A 16210-nucleotide genomic window follows, 5' to 3' on the forward strand; every position below is an offset into this window, starting at 1 on the left:
TGTTGCTAATCCCCAGCAGCAGGTAGCTGAACTACCTTTATTAACAAAAGCAGAACGGCATCAGTTATTGGTAGAGTGGAACGATACTCAGGCTGAATATCCTTTAGAAAAATGTATCCATGAGTTATTTGAAGCACAAGTAGAACACCACCCTGATGCAGTCGCAGTTATATTTGAAGGTCAAACATTGACCTATCAACAATTAAATGAAAAAGCCAATCAATTAGCTCACTATTTGCGAACAAAAGGCGTTAAACCAGAAGTATTGGTGGGTATTTTTGTGGAGCGTTCCATAGAGATGGTGATCGGACTATTGGGAATATTAAAGGCAGGGGGAGCATATCTGCCTTTAGACCCTAGTTATCCGAGCGATCGCTTAACTTATATGCTCACGGATGCAGGTGTGTCAATCTTACTGACTCAGCACTCTTTATTGGACTCTTTAGGAGCAAATTCAGCCGAGGTGGTATGTTTAGATCGGGATTGGCACGTAATTGCGAACTATAGCCAGCATAACCCCATCAACTTGGTGAATTCAGAAAATTTGGCTTATGTGATTTATACCTCTGGCTCTACAGGTAAGCCCAAGGGAGTGATGAATATCCATAAAGCTATTTGCAATAACTTATTGCGAACGATAAATGCTTACCCACTGACAGTAGGTGATAGCATCCTGCACATAGGTTTGTTGAGTTTTGATGTTTCAGTTTTGGAAATCTTTTTCCCTTTAACATCTGGTACTACTTTAGTAGTTGCTAAACCTGAAGGTCATAAAGATATAGCCTATTTGATGAACTTGATTGCTGAACAAAAAGTCACTCAAATATTTTGTGTTCCTTCAATGTTGCGAATTATTCTGCAACAAACGAACATAGAAAGTTGTCGTTGTTTAAAGCAAGCCTTTATTGGGGGAGAAGCCCTATCTTATGAACTGACTCAACGATTTTTTGAGAGATTGGACTGTGAATTATATAATTTTTATGGGCCTACAGAAACAGTAATTTATACAACTTGTTGGCAATGTCAGCCACATTCTAATTATCAAATAATTCCTATTGGTCGCCCGATAGCTAATACTCAAACTTATATCCTCGACGAATATCTGCAACCACTTCCTATTGGCATTGCTGGAGAATTATATATTGGGGGTGTCTCCTTAGCTAGAGGCTATCTCAATCAACCAGAATTAACTCATGAAAAATTTATTTCTCATCCCTTTAGTGAAGGGAAATTATATAAAACTGGAGATTTAGCCCGTTATTTACCTAATGGAAATATTGAATATCTTGGACGCATCGATCATCAAGTAAAACTAAGAGGTTTACGGATTGAGTTAGGCGAAATACAATCAGTTTTAGATACTCATCCCCAAGTAGAACAAACAGTTGTAGTTCTGCAAGCTGATACTGCTGAAAACCAACGCTTAGTAGCTTATGTAGTCGGAAAAGACAACTCATTTAAACAGGGCGAACTCCGGCAATTCTTACAGCAGAAATTGCCAGCTTATATGATACCTTCAGCTTTTGTGGTTTTGTCAGAATTGCCATTAAACCCTAATGGCAAAATAGACATCAAACAATTACCTAAACCTGATGAAGCATCGATATTAGGATCAACCTATCTACCTCCCCGCAATTCCTCAGAAATGATTCTGACAAACATTTGGCAGGAAGTTTTACAGGTATCAAAAATCGGAGTTAATGATAACTTTTTTGACTTAGGAGGACACAGCCTCAAAGCAATTGCTCTAGTTAGTAAAATTCAAGAGAAATTTGGACTTTCTCTTCAAATTAAACAAATATTTTTACATCCTACAATTTTAGAGCAAGCAGAATTATTAACTGCTGGTACAGCTATAGAAAATATTCCGGTAATTCCCCATCTGTCTGAGCAAGAAACATATGAAACTTCCCATGCACAGAAACGTTTTTTTGTGCTGCAACAGATGGATTTAAATAATGTTGCTTATCACATTGTTTCTCAACTCAAAATAACAGGAAGTTTTGACCCCAGTGCTTTTGATCAAGCAATGCAGGTTTTGATTGCTCGCCATGAATCTTTGCGGACATCGTTTGTATTAGTTAACGGTGAACCAAGGCAAAAGGTACTGGCACACAGTCCTTTTAATATCGGATTCCAAGATTGGACTAATCAACCCAATGCTGAAAGCCACATCCTAGAAATTATTCAACAAGATAGAGAACCTTTCGATTTAGAAAATAGCTCACTTTTACGAGCTAATATTTATAAATTAGCAGAGCAGCAATATATTCTGAGCATGGAAATCCATCATATTATTTGTGATGGTTGGTCGATGGATTTGTTAGCTAAAGAATGCTTAAAATATTATAATTACTTTGTTAAAGGCTTACAGCCAAATCCAGATAAATTGCCTATACAATACAAAGACTATGCAGCATGGCAAGCTAATATTTTACGCAGTAATGATTATAGACAAAACTTAGATTACTGGCGGCATAAACTTGATAATGGGCAAATACCCCGCCTTCACTTACCTACAGACTTTCAAAGGCCTGCTATCAAGACTTTCAATGGTTCACATCTAAGTTTGACATTCCAACCCGCAATAGTTTCTAGATTGCGAGGAATTTGTCAACAAACAGAAAGCACTTTGTTTATGGCACTATTAGCAGCAGTCAAAGTATTACTGTATCGCTATAGTGGTCAGCATGACATTTCCATTGGTACGGAAATTGCCACTCGCAATCATCCTCAATTGCAATCTTTAATCGGTTTATTTCTCAATACACTAGTTCTCCGTGACCAAATAGAGCCAGAACAAGGATATCAAAATCTACTTGCACAAGTGCGTCAAACTGTGACTGAAGCATTTGAACACGCTGATTACCCGTTTGATATGTTGGTAGAAGAACTAGCTATTTCTAAAGAGATTAACCGTACACCATTGTTTGATGTGTTAGTGCTGCTACAAAATTTTGGTCAACCTGTATTTGCAGAAGAATTAGAAATCAAATCTCTAGATTCATTAACTTCTACTAGTAAATTCGACCTATCTTTTGTATTTAGCGAACACAACGAGCAACTTAGGTTAGATTTAATTTACAACACAGATTTATTCCAAGCTGAGAGGATGCAGAAGTGTCTCAGTCATTTCGATAAATTGCTTACCGAGATGCTAGATAATCCTAGCCAAGCACTTGGTGAAATTGCTATCTTATCACCAACAGAAAACACTTTTTTACAAAACTTTATCCAACCAATACCCCGCTTAGAAGCGCGTACAGTCATCCATGATTTTAGCGACCAAGTAATAGCTTTACCAGACAAACCAGCCATTATTTATCCTGGTGGTGAATTTAGCTATCTTGAATTAGATACACTGACTAACTCTTGGGCGAATATCTTTAAAGATTTAGGTATTCATAAAGATACTATTTGTGGCGTAATGCTTGAAGGAGATTACCGTCAAGTATTAGCCATGCTAGCAGTATTTAAGGCTGGGGGAATTTATTTACCTCTGCGTTTAGATGAGCCAGAAGAACGCGCTTTACGCATGATGAGCAAAACATCCCCTACGCTCATAGTAGTCGATGCCGAGAATTTAGATATCGTTAAACCACGACTAGCAGTATTACCAAAACCACCTCAAATATTAGTCTTGACTGCTCATGAAATTCAGCAATTCTATCAATGGGATGGCAAAGATTATCAATGCTTGCCTGTAGTAGCAAGTCATGATGATAAAATTCTAATTATGCCTGAAGCAGATGATTCTAACTATATTATGTTTACATCTGGTTCAACAGGTGAACCCAAAGCCATACTTGGTAGTCATGGCAGTTTGCGTCATTTCCTCAATTGGGAAAAATTAGAATTTGGGATTAATCACAACTGGCGTTGTCTGCAAATTGCAAAAATTAATTTTGATGCTTATCTGAGAGAAACTCTTGTGACTTTATGTTCTGGAGGCACTCTTTATATTCTTGATAGCACAGACCGCGAAGATTTAGAAAAATTATTACTGCGGTTAGGAGAATGGCAGATTAACTTACTGCACACTGTACCTTCGGTGATGCGCCTATTTTTAAAGGCTGGTAAAAATTTAGCTAATGCTGATCAATTACTCCAGAACTTACAAGTTTTAGTGTTAGGAGGAGAACCTTTATTTGTTAAAGAACTGTGTGAATGGCATCAAGTTTTTGGTTCTCAAACAGAATTTGTGAATATTTATGGTGCCAGTGAAACCACTTTTGTCAAACATTTTTATCGGATTCCTGACCCAAATAAAATTACTTATGCCAGAGTTCCTGGGGGTAAAACACTGTCAGAGGCGGCGTTTGCAGTCATTGATGGGACTCGTCCTTGTGCTGTAGGAGAAGTAGGAGAAATTTTTGTCAAGTCACCTTATTTAACAAAAGGCTATTACCAAGACGAAAGTTTAACCAATTCCGTTTTTGTACCCAATCCTTTGAATCATGGCACTGATATAGTTTATCGCACAGGAGACTTGGGAAGACTGCTACCAGATTTAACGGTGGAAGTGATAGGACGCAGTGATAACCAAGTGAAGTTGAATGGAGTACGGATTGAGTTGGGAGAAATTGAAGATGCACTAGCTGCTATTGATGGTGTAGAAAAAGCACTGGTAATTGCTGAGAAACAAGAAGAGTTAGTGAGAGTAATTGCATATTATCAAGCAAATAATTCTATAAATCAGCAACATATTAGCAGCCAATTAAAACAAGTTTTGCCGATTTATATGCAGCCAACTCATTTGATGCAGTTGGCAGATTTTCCGTTATTACCAAATGGCAAAGTTAATCGTCTAGAACTACCAAAACCAGAAATAAATATTAGCCAAACAAGTGATGAAATTACTAGCCTTAATCAACAAGAAGCTTTATTAGCCTCGATTTGGCGCGAATTATTAGATGTTGAGGTGAGTGATGCTAATCAGTCATTTTTTGAACTAGGGGGAAATAGTTTAAAGGCAATGCGTTTAGTATCACAGATCCGTAATCAATTCGGGGTTGCCCTGCGGTTGCGGGAAATTTTTACTCAAAATACTTTAAAAGCACAAGCTGATTTGATTCAATCACGACAATAAACAATGATCATGATAAAGTCACTACCGAATCAACAATATTATGAAGTATCCCATGCTCAAAGGCGGATGTGGATTCTGCACCATATAAGCGAATATTCTAGTGCTTACAATATTAGGCTGGCAATGAAAATCAGTGGCAAATTAGATATTGCCGCACTGACAGCAGCTTTTCAACAACTTGTGAATCGTCATGAAATTTTGCGTACTACTTTTACAAATGTTGCAGGCAAAATTCAGCAAGTTATACATGAAGAAGTACCTAGCGAAAAATTAATATCTTTTAAAGATTTAAGAGAAGAAGATAATGCAGAAACAATAGCCGATCGCTTGATTCAAGAGTCAGCCAACTCGCGGTTTGATTTAGAGCAATTACCTTTGATGCGAGTTTTATTAGTACAGATAAAGTCAGAGGAATTTTTATTTGGGTTGACCCTACACCATATTATTGGAGATGCGCGATCGCTCGATATTCTTTTCCACGAGTTCGTGACTTTATACTCTGCTGGCACACAGCAAAAAACTGCCGCCTTACCCCCATTACCATTGCAATATAAGGATTATGCTGTATGGCAAAATCAGTGGCTAGCAACTGAGGAGGCCAAAGAACAGCATAATTACTGGTGCGATCGCTTTGCTGGAGAACCACCTATACTTAACTTACCTACCGACTTTCCTAGACCACAATTTAAATCTTCTCAAGCTGGTACATATACTTATAATTTTAGTCAGAGTCTCAGCGAAAAGCTACGCTCTTTTGCTGCTGGGAATCACACAACTTTATTTATTATTCTCTTAACTTTATTTAAAATATTACTCTATCGTTACACCGGACAGCGTGATTTAGTCATTGGTATACCTATTTCTGGACGCAATCATCCAGACCTAGAAAACCAAATTGGCTTTTATGTTAATACCTTAGCTTTAAGAACTTTACTCCCAGAAACGGGAACTTTTCAACAAGCATTGGCAGAAGTAACAAATACTTGTCTTGATGCTTATGAGTATAATAATTATCCTTTTGACCAATTAGTATCTGCCCTCGATTTAGAACGAGATTTATCAAGAAATCCATTATTTGATGTGATGTTTTCACTGCTAAATCAAGATAGTAAAGCAGTGATAAAAATTCCTGGAATTGAACATGAAGCTTACCCACTAACACCACGAACGGCTCAATTCGATTTGAGTTGGAGTTTTTTTGAAAATGCCAACGGCTTAAGATTGCTGATAGAATACGAGCCGGATCTATTTCGAGCAGAAACGATCGCTAGAATGGGCGGTCACTTCTTACAAGTTATTCAGGCAGTAGTTGAAAATCCTCATTGTCAATTGTCACAAATCAATTTACTAACGCCTGAAGAACGTGATCAGTTACTAAGAGAGTGGAATAAAACAGAAGTTGCATATCCTTTAGAAAAATGTATCCATGAGTTATTTGAAGCACAAGTAGAACGCCATCCCGATGCAGTTGCAGTTATATTTGAAGGTCAAACATTAACCTATCAACAATTAAATGCAAAAGCCAATCAATTAGCTCACTATTTACGAACAAAAGGCGTTAAACCAGAAGTATTGGTGGGCATCTTTGCGGAGCGTTCCCTAGAGATGATCATCGGACTATTAGGAATATTAAAAGCAGGGGGAGCATATCTGCCTTTAGACCCTAGTTATCCGAGCGATCGCTTAACTCATATGCTCACGGATGCAGCAGTATCCATCTTACTGACTCAGCAGTCTTTATTGGACTCTTTAGGCGCAAATCCAGGTGAAGTGGTGTGTTTAGATCGGGATTGGCACATAATTGCGAATCATAGCCAGCATAACCCCATCAACTTGGCGAATTCAGAAAATTTAGCTTATGTGATTTATACCTCTGGCTCTACAGGTAAGCCCAAGGGAGTGATGAACGTCCATAAAGCTATTTGCAATAACTTATTGCGAACGATAAATGCTTATCCGCTTACAGTAGGTGATGGCTACAGCTTACAAAGCGATCGCATCCTACACATAACTCCTTTAAGCTTTGACGCTTCAGTCTGGGAGATATTCTGGTCTTTAACATCTGGCACTACTTTAGTAGTTGCTAAACCTGAAGGTCATAAAGATATAGCTTACTTGATTAATTTAATTTCCCAACAACAAGTCACTCAAGTATTTCTTGTTCCCTCAATGTTGCGAATTTTCCTGCAACAACCAAACGTAGAAAGTTGTCGTTTTTTAAAGCGAGTATTTAGTGGTGCAGAAACACTATCTTATGAATTGACCCAACGCTTTTTTGAGCATTTCAATTGTGAATTGCATAATCTTTACGGCCCAACAGAAACAGCAGTTGATGCTACTTGCTGGCAATGTCAGCCACATTCTAACTGTCGAATAATTCCCATTGGTCGCCCCATTGCCAATACCCAAACTTACATCCTTGATCCTCATCTCCAACCAGTTGGGATTGGCATTCCCGGAGAACTGTATATTGGGGGTGTGCAGTTAGCGAGAGGCTACCTCAATCAACCAGAATTAACTCATGAAAAATTCATTTCTAACCCCTTTGGTGAAGGTAAATTATATAAAACTGGAGATTTAGCTCGTTATCTCAGTGATGGGAATATTGAATATCTTGGTCGCATCGATCATCAAGTCAAATTACGTGGTTTACGGATTGAGTTAGGAGAAATTGAATTACTTTTAGATACTCACCCCCAAGTAGAACAAACAGTTGTTGTTCTGCAAGCGGATACTGCTGAAAACCAACGTTTAATAGCCTATGTAGTTATAAAAAATTCATCGTTGACCCCTAGTGATTTACGTCGTTTCCTACAGCAAAAGCTGCCAGCTTACATGATACCTTCAGCTTTTGTTGTCTTGTCAGAATTCCCATTAAATCCTAATGGTAAGATAGACCGTAAAAAATTACCTAAACCTGATGAAGTATCGATAGTAGAATCCACCTATTTACCGCCCCGCAACTCCTCAGAAAGAATTTTGGCAAATATTTGGCAACAAGTTCTACAAGTATCAAAAGTAGGAGTAAATGATAATTTCTTTGATTTAGGTGGTCACTCATTACAAGCAATGAATTTGATGGCATTAATTTATCAAGAATTGGAAATTGAAATTCCATTATCGATGATTTATGAAAAGCCTACAGTTGCAGAATTGAGTGAATATATCATCTATGCCAAAGAGATGAATATTCAACCTAAAGAACGTCCTTATGTAGTTTTTAATCAAGCACGCGAAAAAGCTGTTTTTATATTTCCCCCAGCCCTTGGTTTTGCCGCAGCTTACGCAAATTTAGCTGATTATTTAACAGACTATGCTATCTATACTTTTAGATATATTGCTGATGAGGCAAATTTAGAAAAATATGCCGAATTGATAGATAATATAGCACCAAATCAAGACTTAAAATTAATGGGACATTCAGCCGGTGGTTTTTTAGCGATGTTGATGGCTCAAAAATTAGAAAGTCGTAGACGTGTAGTTTCTGATGTCATTTTAATAGATACTTATCGTGGTGGGCGTGAAGCTATAAAAGCTGAAATGTCAGAAATTATAGAAGGTGTAGATAGTTTCTTGTTAAATCCCAAACGTCAGGAATTGAGGCGTTACTTTATGGAGAATCAAAAGTTACGCGATCGCACTTACAATCAAGTCTGGGAATACTTTAATTTTCTCTGGCATTCCGACCTAAAAAATGTCCAAATTCATGGCAATATTCATCTCATCCGGGCTGAGGGTAACTACGATTATGAAGATGATTGGACACAAGCTACAAAGGGACGACGTATCAATCATTATGCTTATGGTGTCCATCGTGAGATGATTGATCCTCCCTATCTGAATCAAAACGCGGCTATTATTAATACGATTCTCAGTCTGGACGCAGATGAGTTTGTAATTCAGTAGATTCAGAAAGGCTAGTCAAACAGCATTAATGCTTTAGCAAAAATTTCCTCCTTGGCTCTAGTTTCCAGAATGGATTTAACTAACTGGATAAAATCCCCATCTATTTGCATATCATTATCAATAGTTTTGCTAGCTGCGTAGAAACTAGCATCATTAATACTTAACTCGTTGGTAGTTCCTGTTTGTAATTTATGTTTCCTCCGATCCCAGGACAGTGATTTACCACGTAAAGTAAATTCAAACCATAATATTTCATTATTTTGCAATTCAAATAAGACATCAAAATAAGGTTCTTCTCCTTGAAACCAAATTTTTAGTTTACCTTCATTTAGTTTCTGTTTTAATACTTTTTGTTCAATTTGGCGCAATGATGCTCCTAAAGAGATAATTTCACTCTGGCTAAGGGTAATTTTTTGATTAAACATCGATAATATTGTCATGATTTAAAATTAGTATTTGATGAAATTTAAAATACTCTAAATTCCTAATTAATGATGATCTCAATATAAAATATAGGAATCATATTTGATTTCTGCAAAGCCAGGTACACCTCTGTTCACTGTTCCCTACCTACGCAAATCATTTCAATAATCAAGTCGGATTCGCATAGTTCAATATAAAATAGCGTTGATCAAAGTGTATTTGGTGATAATATTCGTCCTGATTGTACACAAATAACTTGAGATGAGTTCAACCATTGGGCATCAAAAGAACTTAAGTGAGTTGTTGTAATTAAGGTTTGAAAGCGGTCTTGAATAGCATCAAGTAATTGATTTTGCCGGGAAGGATCTAGTTCAGCAAGAACATCATCCAGCAAAAGTAATGGTGGTTCTTTAATAACTTCTTCAATTAATTGCAATTCTGCTAATTTGAGGGCTAATACTAAGGTGCGCTGCTGACCCTGAGAACCGTATTGACGCGCCGGAGTTTGATTAATGGTTAATTCTACTTCGTCCCGATGGGGGCCGACAAGGGTGGTATTGCGGTTGAGTTCGGCAACGGCTCGCTGTTGTATTTTGGTTAAAAAAGCTTGCTGGACTTGTTCTGGCTGGGTTTCGGTTAAGGGAACATTAGGTGCGTATTGAATCTGTAAAACCTCAGTGCTACCACTGATGCTGGCGTGCCAAGCTGCTGCAATTGGTGCTAGTCTTTGGAGAGCGCGATCGCGTCTTCTAATCACCTTTGTACCAGAAATAGCTAATTGTGCATCCCACAAAGCCAGTTCTGATTTTTGAGTGCTGGAGATAGAATCTTGCAACTTTTTTAATAGGGCATTGCGTTGGCGTAACACATGATTATATTGCTGTAAGATGTGGGCATAAACTGGTTCTAGTTGGACTAATAAAGTATCCAACCAGTTGCGCCTTGCTTCCGGACTACCACGGACTAATTCTAAATCTAAGCTAGAAAACTGCACAGCATTGAGGACACCCAAAAAATCCATTTGTCGCCGCAAAGACTCACCATTTAAGGCTACAGTGCGGCGACCATTGCGACGCAGAGTTAAACTGAGGTCAATTACGCCGGTTTGTCGTTCTACAACAGCATCAATTTTGGCTACTGGCTCACCTTCTTGCACAATATCGCGATCGTGTGCCATCCGATGCGATCGCAATGTTGCTAATAACTCCACCGCTTCCAATAAGTTAGACTTTCCCTGAGCATTATTCCCCACCAAAATTGTTTTAGCAGCAGTAAATTTGACTTCTTGCTCTTGGTAGTTGCGAAAATGCCGGAGATTTATGGTTTTTAGGTACATAGGACAAGGCAAAAGTAAAAAGGTGAGCCACTGCGTTGGACGGGTCTCCCGGCTTAAAGCAAGTGGTGAACCCGGAGGGTAAAAGGCAAAAGAAAAGAGGATTAACTTTTACCTGTGGGTGAGACTAAAAATTTAACGATATTCACGGTAAAAGCCATCATTCTTATGTTCTTCTCTTGTGCTTTTTACTTTTTACTTTTACCTTTTTTACACGGTCTTTTTGCCCATAAAGCGGAAGAAGAGTTTTTCCATTTCAATCCAGACGAACATTAAAGCACTGAAACCACAACAAATTGCTAATTCTGTGGGGGGTAGCCAGTGAGTACCGAAAAATGCTCTTAAGGGTGGGACATAAATCAGCATGAGTTGCAAAATCGTGGTGACAATTACAGCTCCTAACACAAACATATTCGAGAAAGGATTAATCTCAATGGTTAGTTGATTATTCGAGCGAATGGCAATGGCGTGACCCATTTGAGCAATACACAAGGAAGTAAATACCATTGTTTTCCATCTTTCAGGGTCTAGTCCTTCGCCGGTGAATGTTTGGGAATGTGTATAAGCCCACTCCATCAAAATAATTGTAATGATGGCGAAAATCACCCCAATGCGAACCATGTAAGAACCCAAACCCCTAGCAAAAATGCTTTCACGGGGACTAAAAGGCGGACGCTTCATCACATCTGGTTCAGGGGGTTCTACTGCTAATGCTAAAGCAGGTAAACCGTCTGTGACTAAGTTCATCCACAGAATTTGCAGAGGTGTGAGGGGAACACCACCTAGCCCTAAAAGTGGTGCGGCGGCGATGGTGAGGACTTCCCCAATATTACTGCCCAGGATGTATTTAATAAAACGACGAATATTGGTGTATACTACCCTACCTTCTTTGGTAGCGGCGACAATGGTGGCAAAGTTATCATCTAGAAGTACCATATCACTGGCTTCTTTACTGACATCAGTACCAGTAATACCCATTGCAATACCGATATCAGCTTGTTTTAAAGCTGGAGCATCATTGACACCGTCCCCAGTCATAGCGACAAATTTACCGCGATTTTGCAGGGCTTGTACAATCCGCAGTTTGTGTTCTGGGGCTACACGTGCATAGACGCTGACTAGGTCAACTTGCTCTTTGAGTTCTTCGTCACTCATGTTTTGTAATTCTTGACCGGTGATCACCCTATCACCTGCTTGAGCAATACCCAAATCTGTGGCGATCGCCCGTGCGGTTAGTTGATGGTCGCCAGTAATCATCACGGGACGAATCCCAGCATCTCGACATTCTTGGACGGCGGCGCGCACTTCCGGGCGGGGTGCATCTAGCATTCCCACTAAGCCTAACCACACCAAACTCTCTTCTGCGGTTTCGTCTGTGCCTTCTGGTGGTACTTCCCAGAGGGGTTTGTAGGCAAAACCTAACACCCTCAGACCATTGCTAGCCATTTTGTCATTTTGTGCCAAAACTTGACTGCGTTGCTCTTCGGTTAGTGGTGCGGCGTTTGTACCCAGATAAATCCGACTGCACCGCGCCAAAATTAACTCCGGCGAACCTTTAGTAAACATGACGTAAGGTTCATTGTTGAGTAATCCGGCGATTTTGGGGTCAACATCTGTTACAGATGCTTCTCCTGTGGACACCTTTTCTACCTGAGAAATCACGCTCATCCGCTTACGTTCTGAGGAAAAAGGAAATTCACCAACACGGGGTAATTTACTGAGCCATTGGTCTTTTTCAATACCTACTTTTCCCGCTAGGGTAACTAAAGCACCCTCTGTGGGGTCGCCTAAAATTGCCCATTCTCCATTTTCTTTTTGCAGCACCGAATCATTACAAACAGCACAAGCCACTGATAAAGAGGCAATTTCAGGATATTCTTCTGGCACAATGGGGTAATCGGCATCACTGTCTAAGTAAAAATCTCCCACAGGTGCATAACCTTCACCCGTGACTTTGAAGTTTTGCTGATTGGTATAAACTAACTGCACTACCATTTTGTTCTGAGTCAATGTACCGGTTTTATCAGAACAAATTGTGGTGACAGAACCCAAAGTTTCTACCGCAGGTAATTTGCGAATTAAAGCCTGACGGCGCACCATGCGCTGAGTTCCCAGTGCTAAAGTCACGGTAATTACAGCAGGTAGACCTTCTGGGACAACAGCCACCGCCATACTTAAAGAAACTTCTAAAAGTTCTTGTAAATTGCTAAAGCCTCTGGCTTGAATAATACCGCCAATCACAACGATCGCTACCAAAACCAAAGAACCCGTAACTAGCACATTCCCTAATTGGGTCATGCGTTGCTGTAGTGGGGTAGGTTCACTTTCTACCGACTGCAACAGTTCCGCAATTTTTCCTAGTTCGGTACGCATCCCGGTATTTGTGACCAGTACCTTACCCCGTCCTTGGACGACTTCCGTTCCTTGAAATACGGAATTAATGCGATCGCCTACAAGTGTTTGTTCTGGTAATGTAATATTTGCTTGTTTACTAACTGCTTCTGCTTCACCTGTCAGGGCTGATTCTCGCACCTGTAAATTCGCTTGTTCAATCAAACGTCCATCGGCGGCTATTTGCACCCCAGCCTCCAGTAGCATCACATCCCCTGGGACGACTGCTTTAGCTGCGACATCCACTAATTTGCCGTTGCGGAGGACTCGCACCAAAGGAGAAGACATTTTTTTGAGGGCGGCTAATGCTTGTTCTGCCCGACTTTCTTGGACATAGCCTAAAACACCGTTGAGAATGACAATCGCCAAAATAGCAACTGTATCTTTAAATGGCACTTCTCCTGGTTTGAGTGTATTGGCTTGCCAAGCCATAAAATCTAAAAACCCAGAAATGAAAGCTACTGCAATCAGCATCAACAACATAATATTCTTAAACTGATCTAGCAGGATTTCCCAAGCATTACGACCTCCTTGTTCTTCTAATTCGTTGGGGCCGTACTTTTGCAACCTTTGTTCAATTGCTTCTACGCTTAAGCCACTATCTGCATTACTAGAGAGCAGGCCGAGTGCTTTATCAACTTCCAAACTATGCCAACTGGTGATATTTTCAGGCAGAGAATTAGCAGACATTGTGTCAGTCACAAAAAATGGTTACAGGATTTGATCATAATTGAGTAATGGACGGAAAACCATCCACTCAAGTTACATTAAAACTATGGTCAACTCGTATGGCTATGATACGAAATTATTAGTCAACGTCAATTTTTGGCGGCACTTCATATGTATTATTACTTAAGCCAGATTTCTTTATAAGATATTTTAATATCTCATAGAAGTGAACACAAAAGCAGCACGGTCTTGGGCTTTCTTTGCCCAAGGGGAGCGACTGCCAAGAACAAGGGGAGTGAGAGATTCATTATGGGTGTAAGGGTGTAAGGGTGTAAGGGTGTAGGGGTTGAAGTGCTGGACGGGGATTGAAAAAGATCCCAACACCGTTGCCCCAAGGAGCAGGACTTTTAACCCAAGGGTTAGGTTGGCTGCTCTTTCTTCCCCCTACACACGCCACTTGGCTCAAGTCGGGAAACCCGCCCACGCCAGTGGCTCCCCTACACCCCTATACCCCTACACCCGCCCCAAAAGGGCTTGTTAATGAGTTGATAACAACGACTTCCCCATCCCCAATACCCAATCCCCGATCCCTAGTTCCCAATAAAGCTTAATATGAGTTTTGCACCCACCAGTTTGACAGCTAGCCAAATGTTTGGGCAAAGGACAATTCGACCGTTGACTGCTGCTGCTTTATGTGGCATTGCATTTATCCAAGACCGACTGATTGCGATTGATACGATTAAGGGGCATTTACTAGAAATTGACCCTCACACTGATAACAGTAGAATCATTAACCCTCACCAAACCAGAGAATTTAGTGAGGTGAAAGGTTTAGCTGTTTGGGAAGATACACTCTGGGTAACTCGTGGTAACAGTGTTTATGTATCTAAACTGTCATCTTTGGCTTTAGAGCATTTTGCTACTTTACCCTACGCTGCTGATGGCGTGGCCGTTTGGGACTCCACAGTCTACGTGAGTTGTCAGAAATTAGGCTACATTCTGATTTATGACCGTGATAGCCGCAAGGAAATTACCAGATTTTATACTCCTGGGGTGGGGGTAGAAAATTTAGCAGTGAATCGAGAAACCCTGTGGATTTGCGATCGCACTGAACAAACGGTGTATTCTATGGATCGGGCGACTGGGGAAGTAAGATTTAGCGTGTTAACTCCCTTTGATTCGCCTACAGGTATAGCCATACACCTAGACACGCAAACAGGGAAGGAAAGTCTGTTTGTGGCTTATGCTTCCGAAGAACCTTATATTCGGGATAACCCCAACGCTGATCCTAATCATGAATTAACATACCGCGATCGCACTTTTATTCACCCCCTTTATTACCATCACGCACCAGAGCAAAAATACGCCCTTTCTAATGGCTATCTGATTGAAATGTCCTACGTCGAGGAAATAGCCCCCTTAGAAGAGGTGTATTTACCTGATGTGGAATGGCGTATTGCCCTGCCTTCCGAAACCGAACGCCAAAAGGTGAAACACGTTGAACCCATCGGTATACCCTTCACAGAAGAAATTATTGATGGACAACGGGTAGCTGTGTTTAAATTTGAGTCTCTTGTCCCTGGCGAACGACATATATTTGGCTGGAAAGCACAAGTGGAAGTACGGGGGATTAAATACCGCATTACACCCAAAGATGTGGAAGAGATTCCCGAAATTTCCCCAGAAATTGAAACCCGCTATCTGGTGGACAATGATGATTTAGCAATGGATACAGCCATTGTGCGGCGTTCCGCCCGTGAAGCCATCGGTACGGAAACAAATCTCCTGCGGAAAATGTACAGCATCCGCAACTATGTCTATGATGAACTTTCCTATGGCATCAAACCCTATATTGATACGCCCGATATAGTTTTAGAAAGGGGTGTAGGTTCTTGTGGGGAGTATGTAGGGGTACTTTTGGCACTGTGTCGCTTGAATGGCATTCCTTGCCGTACTGTGGGTAGATACAAATGTCCCCCAAATGGCGAACATCAAGGAGTTCCCCTGCAACCAGATTTTAATCATGTGTGGTTAGAATTTTACATACCTGGTATGGGATGGTTGCCAATGGAATCAAATCCCGATGATTTAGGTGATTATGGCCCCTATCCCACGCGCTTTTTCATGGGTTTATGTTGGTATCACATCGAAATTGGTAAAGGCATATCCTTTGAAACATTAAGCAGTCAAGGTAAAAGGGTAACTAAAGAGGATATTCCTCTAGGTGATTTGGCGATTAATCATATCCGCTTCACCATTCTTCAGGAATTACCACCGTTTTAAGGGAATATGGGGACTGGGGATTGGGGATTGGGGATTGGTTGGTATTAATTTGGGGTTTTGCTAGAGTGGCGGAACTTAACCCAACATGAATATTGACGTTACAATAAGGCTAAAAC

Annotated in this window: 7 protein-coding genes; 3 read left to right on the forward strand and 4 right to left on the reverse strand. The window is 40.3% G+C overall.

Annotated elements, in window-relative coordinates; translation table 11 throughout:
* Positions 1-5089 (forward strand): non-ribosomal peptide synthetase (locus tag CV014_RS08970; protein ID WP_236141707.1); only part of this gene is annotated, 5089 nt, incomplete at its 5' end.
* Positions 5090-5092: 3 nt separating this feature from the next.
* Positions 5093-8995 carry a non-ribosomal peptide synthetase gene (locus CV014_RS08975; RefSeq protein WP_236141708.1) on the forward strand — a complete coding sequence of 1301 codons (3903 nt, stop codon included), beginning with the start codon at positions 5093-5095 and terminating at the stop codon, positions 8993-8995.
* Between the two features lie 11 nt (positions 8996-9006).
* On the opposite strand, the gene CV014_RS08980 is transcribed toward CV014_RS08975, so the two are convergent.
* From CV014_RS08980 to CV014_RS08995, 4 genes are all read right to left on the reverse strand, one after another.
* Positions 9007-9420, reverse strand: a complete 414-nt coding sequence (locus CV014_RS08980) for a hypothetical protein (RefSeq protein ID WP_236141709.1) — start codon at positions 9418-9420, stop codon at positions 9007-9009.
* Between the two features lie 206 nt (positions 9421-9626).
* A complete protein-coding gene (recF, locus tag CV014_RS08985) occupies positions 9627-10754 on the reverse strand; it encodes a DNA replication/repair protein RecF (RefSeq protein ID WP_236141710.1) in 1128 nt (375 codons plus the stop codon).
* Positions 10755-10961: 207 nt separating this feature from the next.
* Positions 10962-13832 carry a cation-translocating P-type ATPase gene (locus CV014_RS08990; protein ID WP_236141711.1) on the reverse strand — a complete coding sequence of 957 codons (2871 nt, stop codon included), beginning with the start codon at positions 13830-13832 and terminating at the stop codon, positions 10962-10964.
* Between the two features lie 189 nt (positions 13833-14021).
* The gene (locus CV014_RS08995; protein ID WP_236141712.1) at positions 14022-14192 is read right to left on the reverse strand and encodes a hypothetical protein; all 171 of its coding nucleotides are present in this window, start codon (positions 14190-14192) and stop codon (positions 14022-14024) included.
* Positions 14193-14423: 231 nt separating this feature from the next.
* On the opposite strand from CV014_RS08995, the gene CV014_RS09000 reads away from it, so the two are divergent.
* Positions 14424-16094 (forward strand): transglutaminase domain-containing protein, encoded by a 1671-nt coding sequence (locus CV014_RS09000; protein WP_236141713.1) that lies wholly within the window; start codon positions 14424-14426, stop codon positions 16092-16094.
* Positions 16095-16210 lie beyond the last annotated feature (116 nt).

This window comes from Nostoc sp. CMAA1605 (genome assembly GCF_021596505.1).
Classification (GTDB): domain Bacteria; phylum Cyanobacteriota; class Cyanobacteriia; order Cyanobacteriales; family Nostocaceae; genus Trichormus.

Excerpts from the sequence above, each read along its gene's own strand:
- CV014_RS08990 (WP_236141711.1), bottom strand. The coding sequence starts at position 13,832 with ATGTCTGCTAATTCTCTGCCTGAAAATATCACCAGTTGGCATAGTTTG.
- CV014_RS08980 (WP_236141709.1), bottom strand. The coding sequence starts at position 9,420 with ATGTTTAATCAAAAAATTACCCTTAGCCAGAGTGAAATTATCTCTTTA.
- recF (WP_236141710.1), bottom strand. The coding sequence starts at position 10,754 with ATGTACCTAAAAACCATAAATCTCCGGCATTTTCGCAACTACCAAGAG.
- CV014_RS08975 (WP_236141708.1), top strand. The coding sequence starts at position 5,093 with ATGATCATGATAAAGTCACTACCGAATCAACAATATTATGAAGTATCC.
- CV014_RS09000 (WP_236141713.1), top strand. The coding sequence starts at position 14,424 with ATGAGTTTTGCACCCACCAGTTTGACAGCTAGCCAAATGTTTGGGCAA.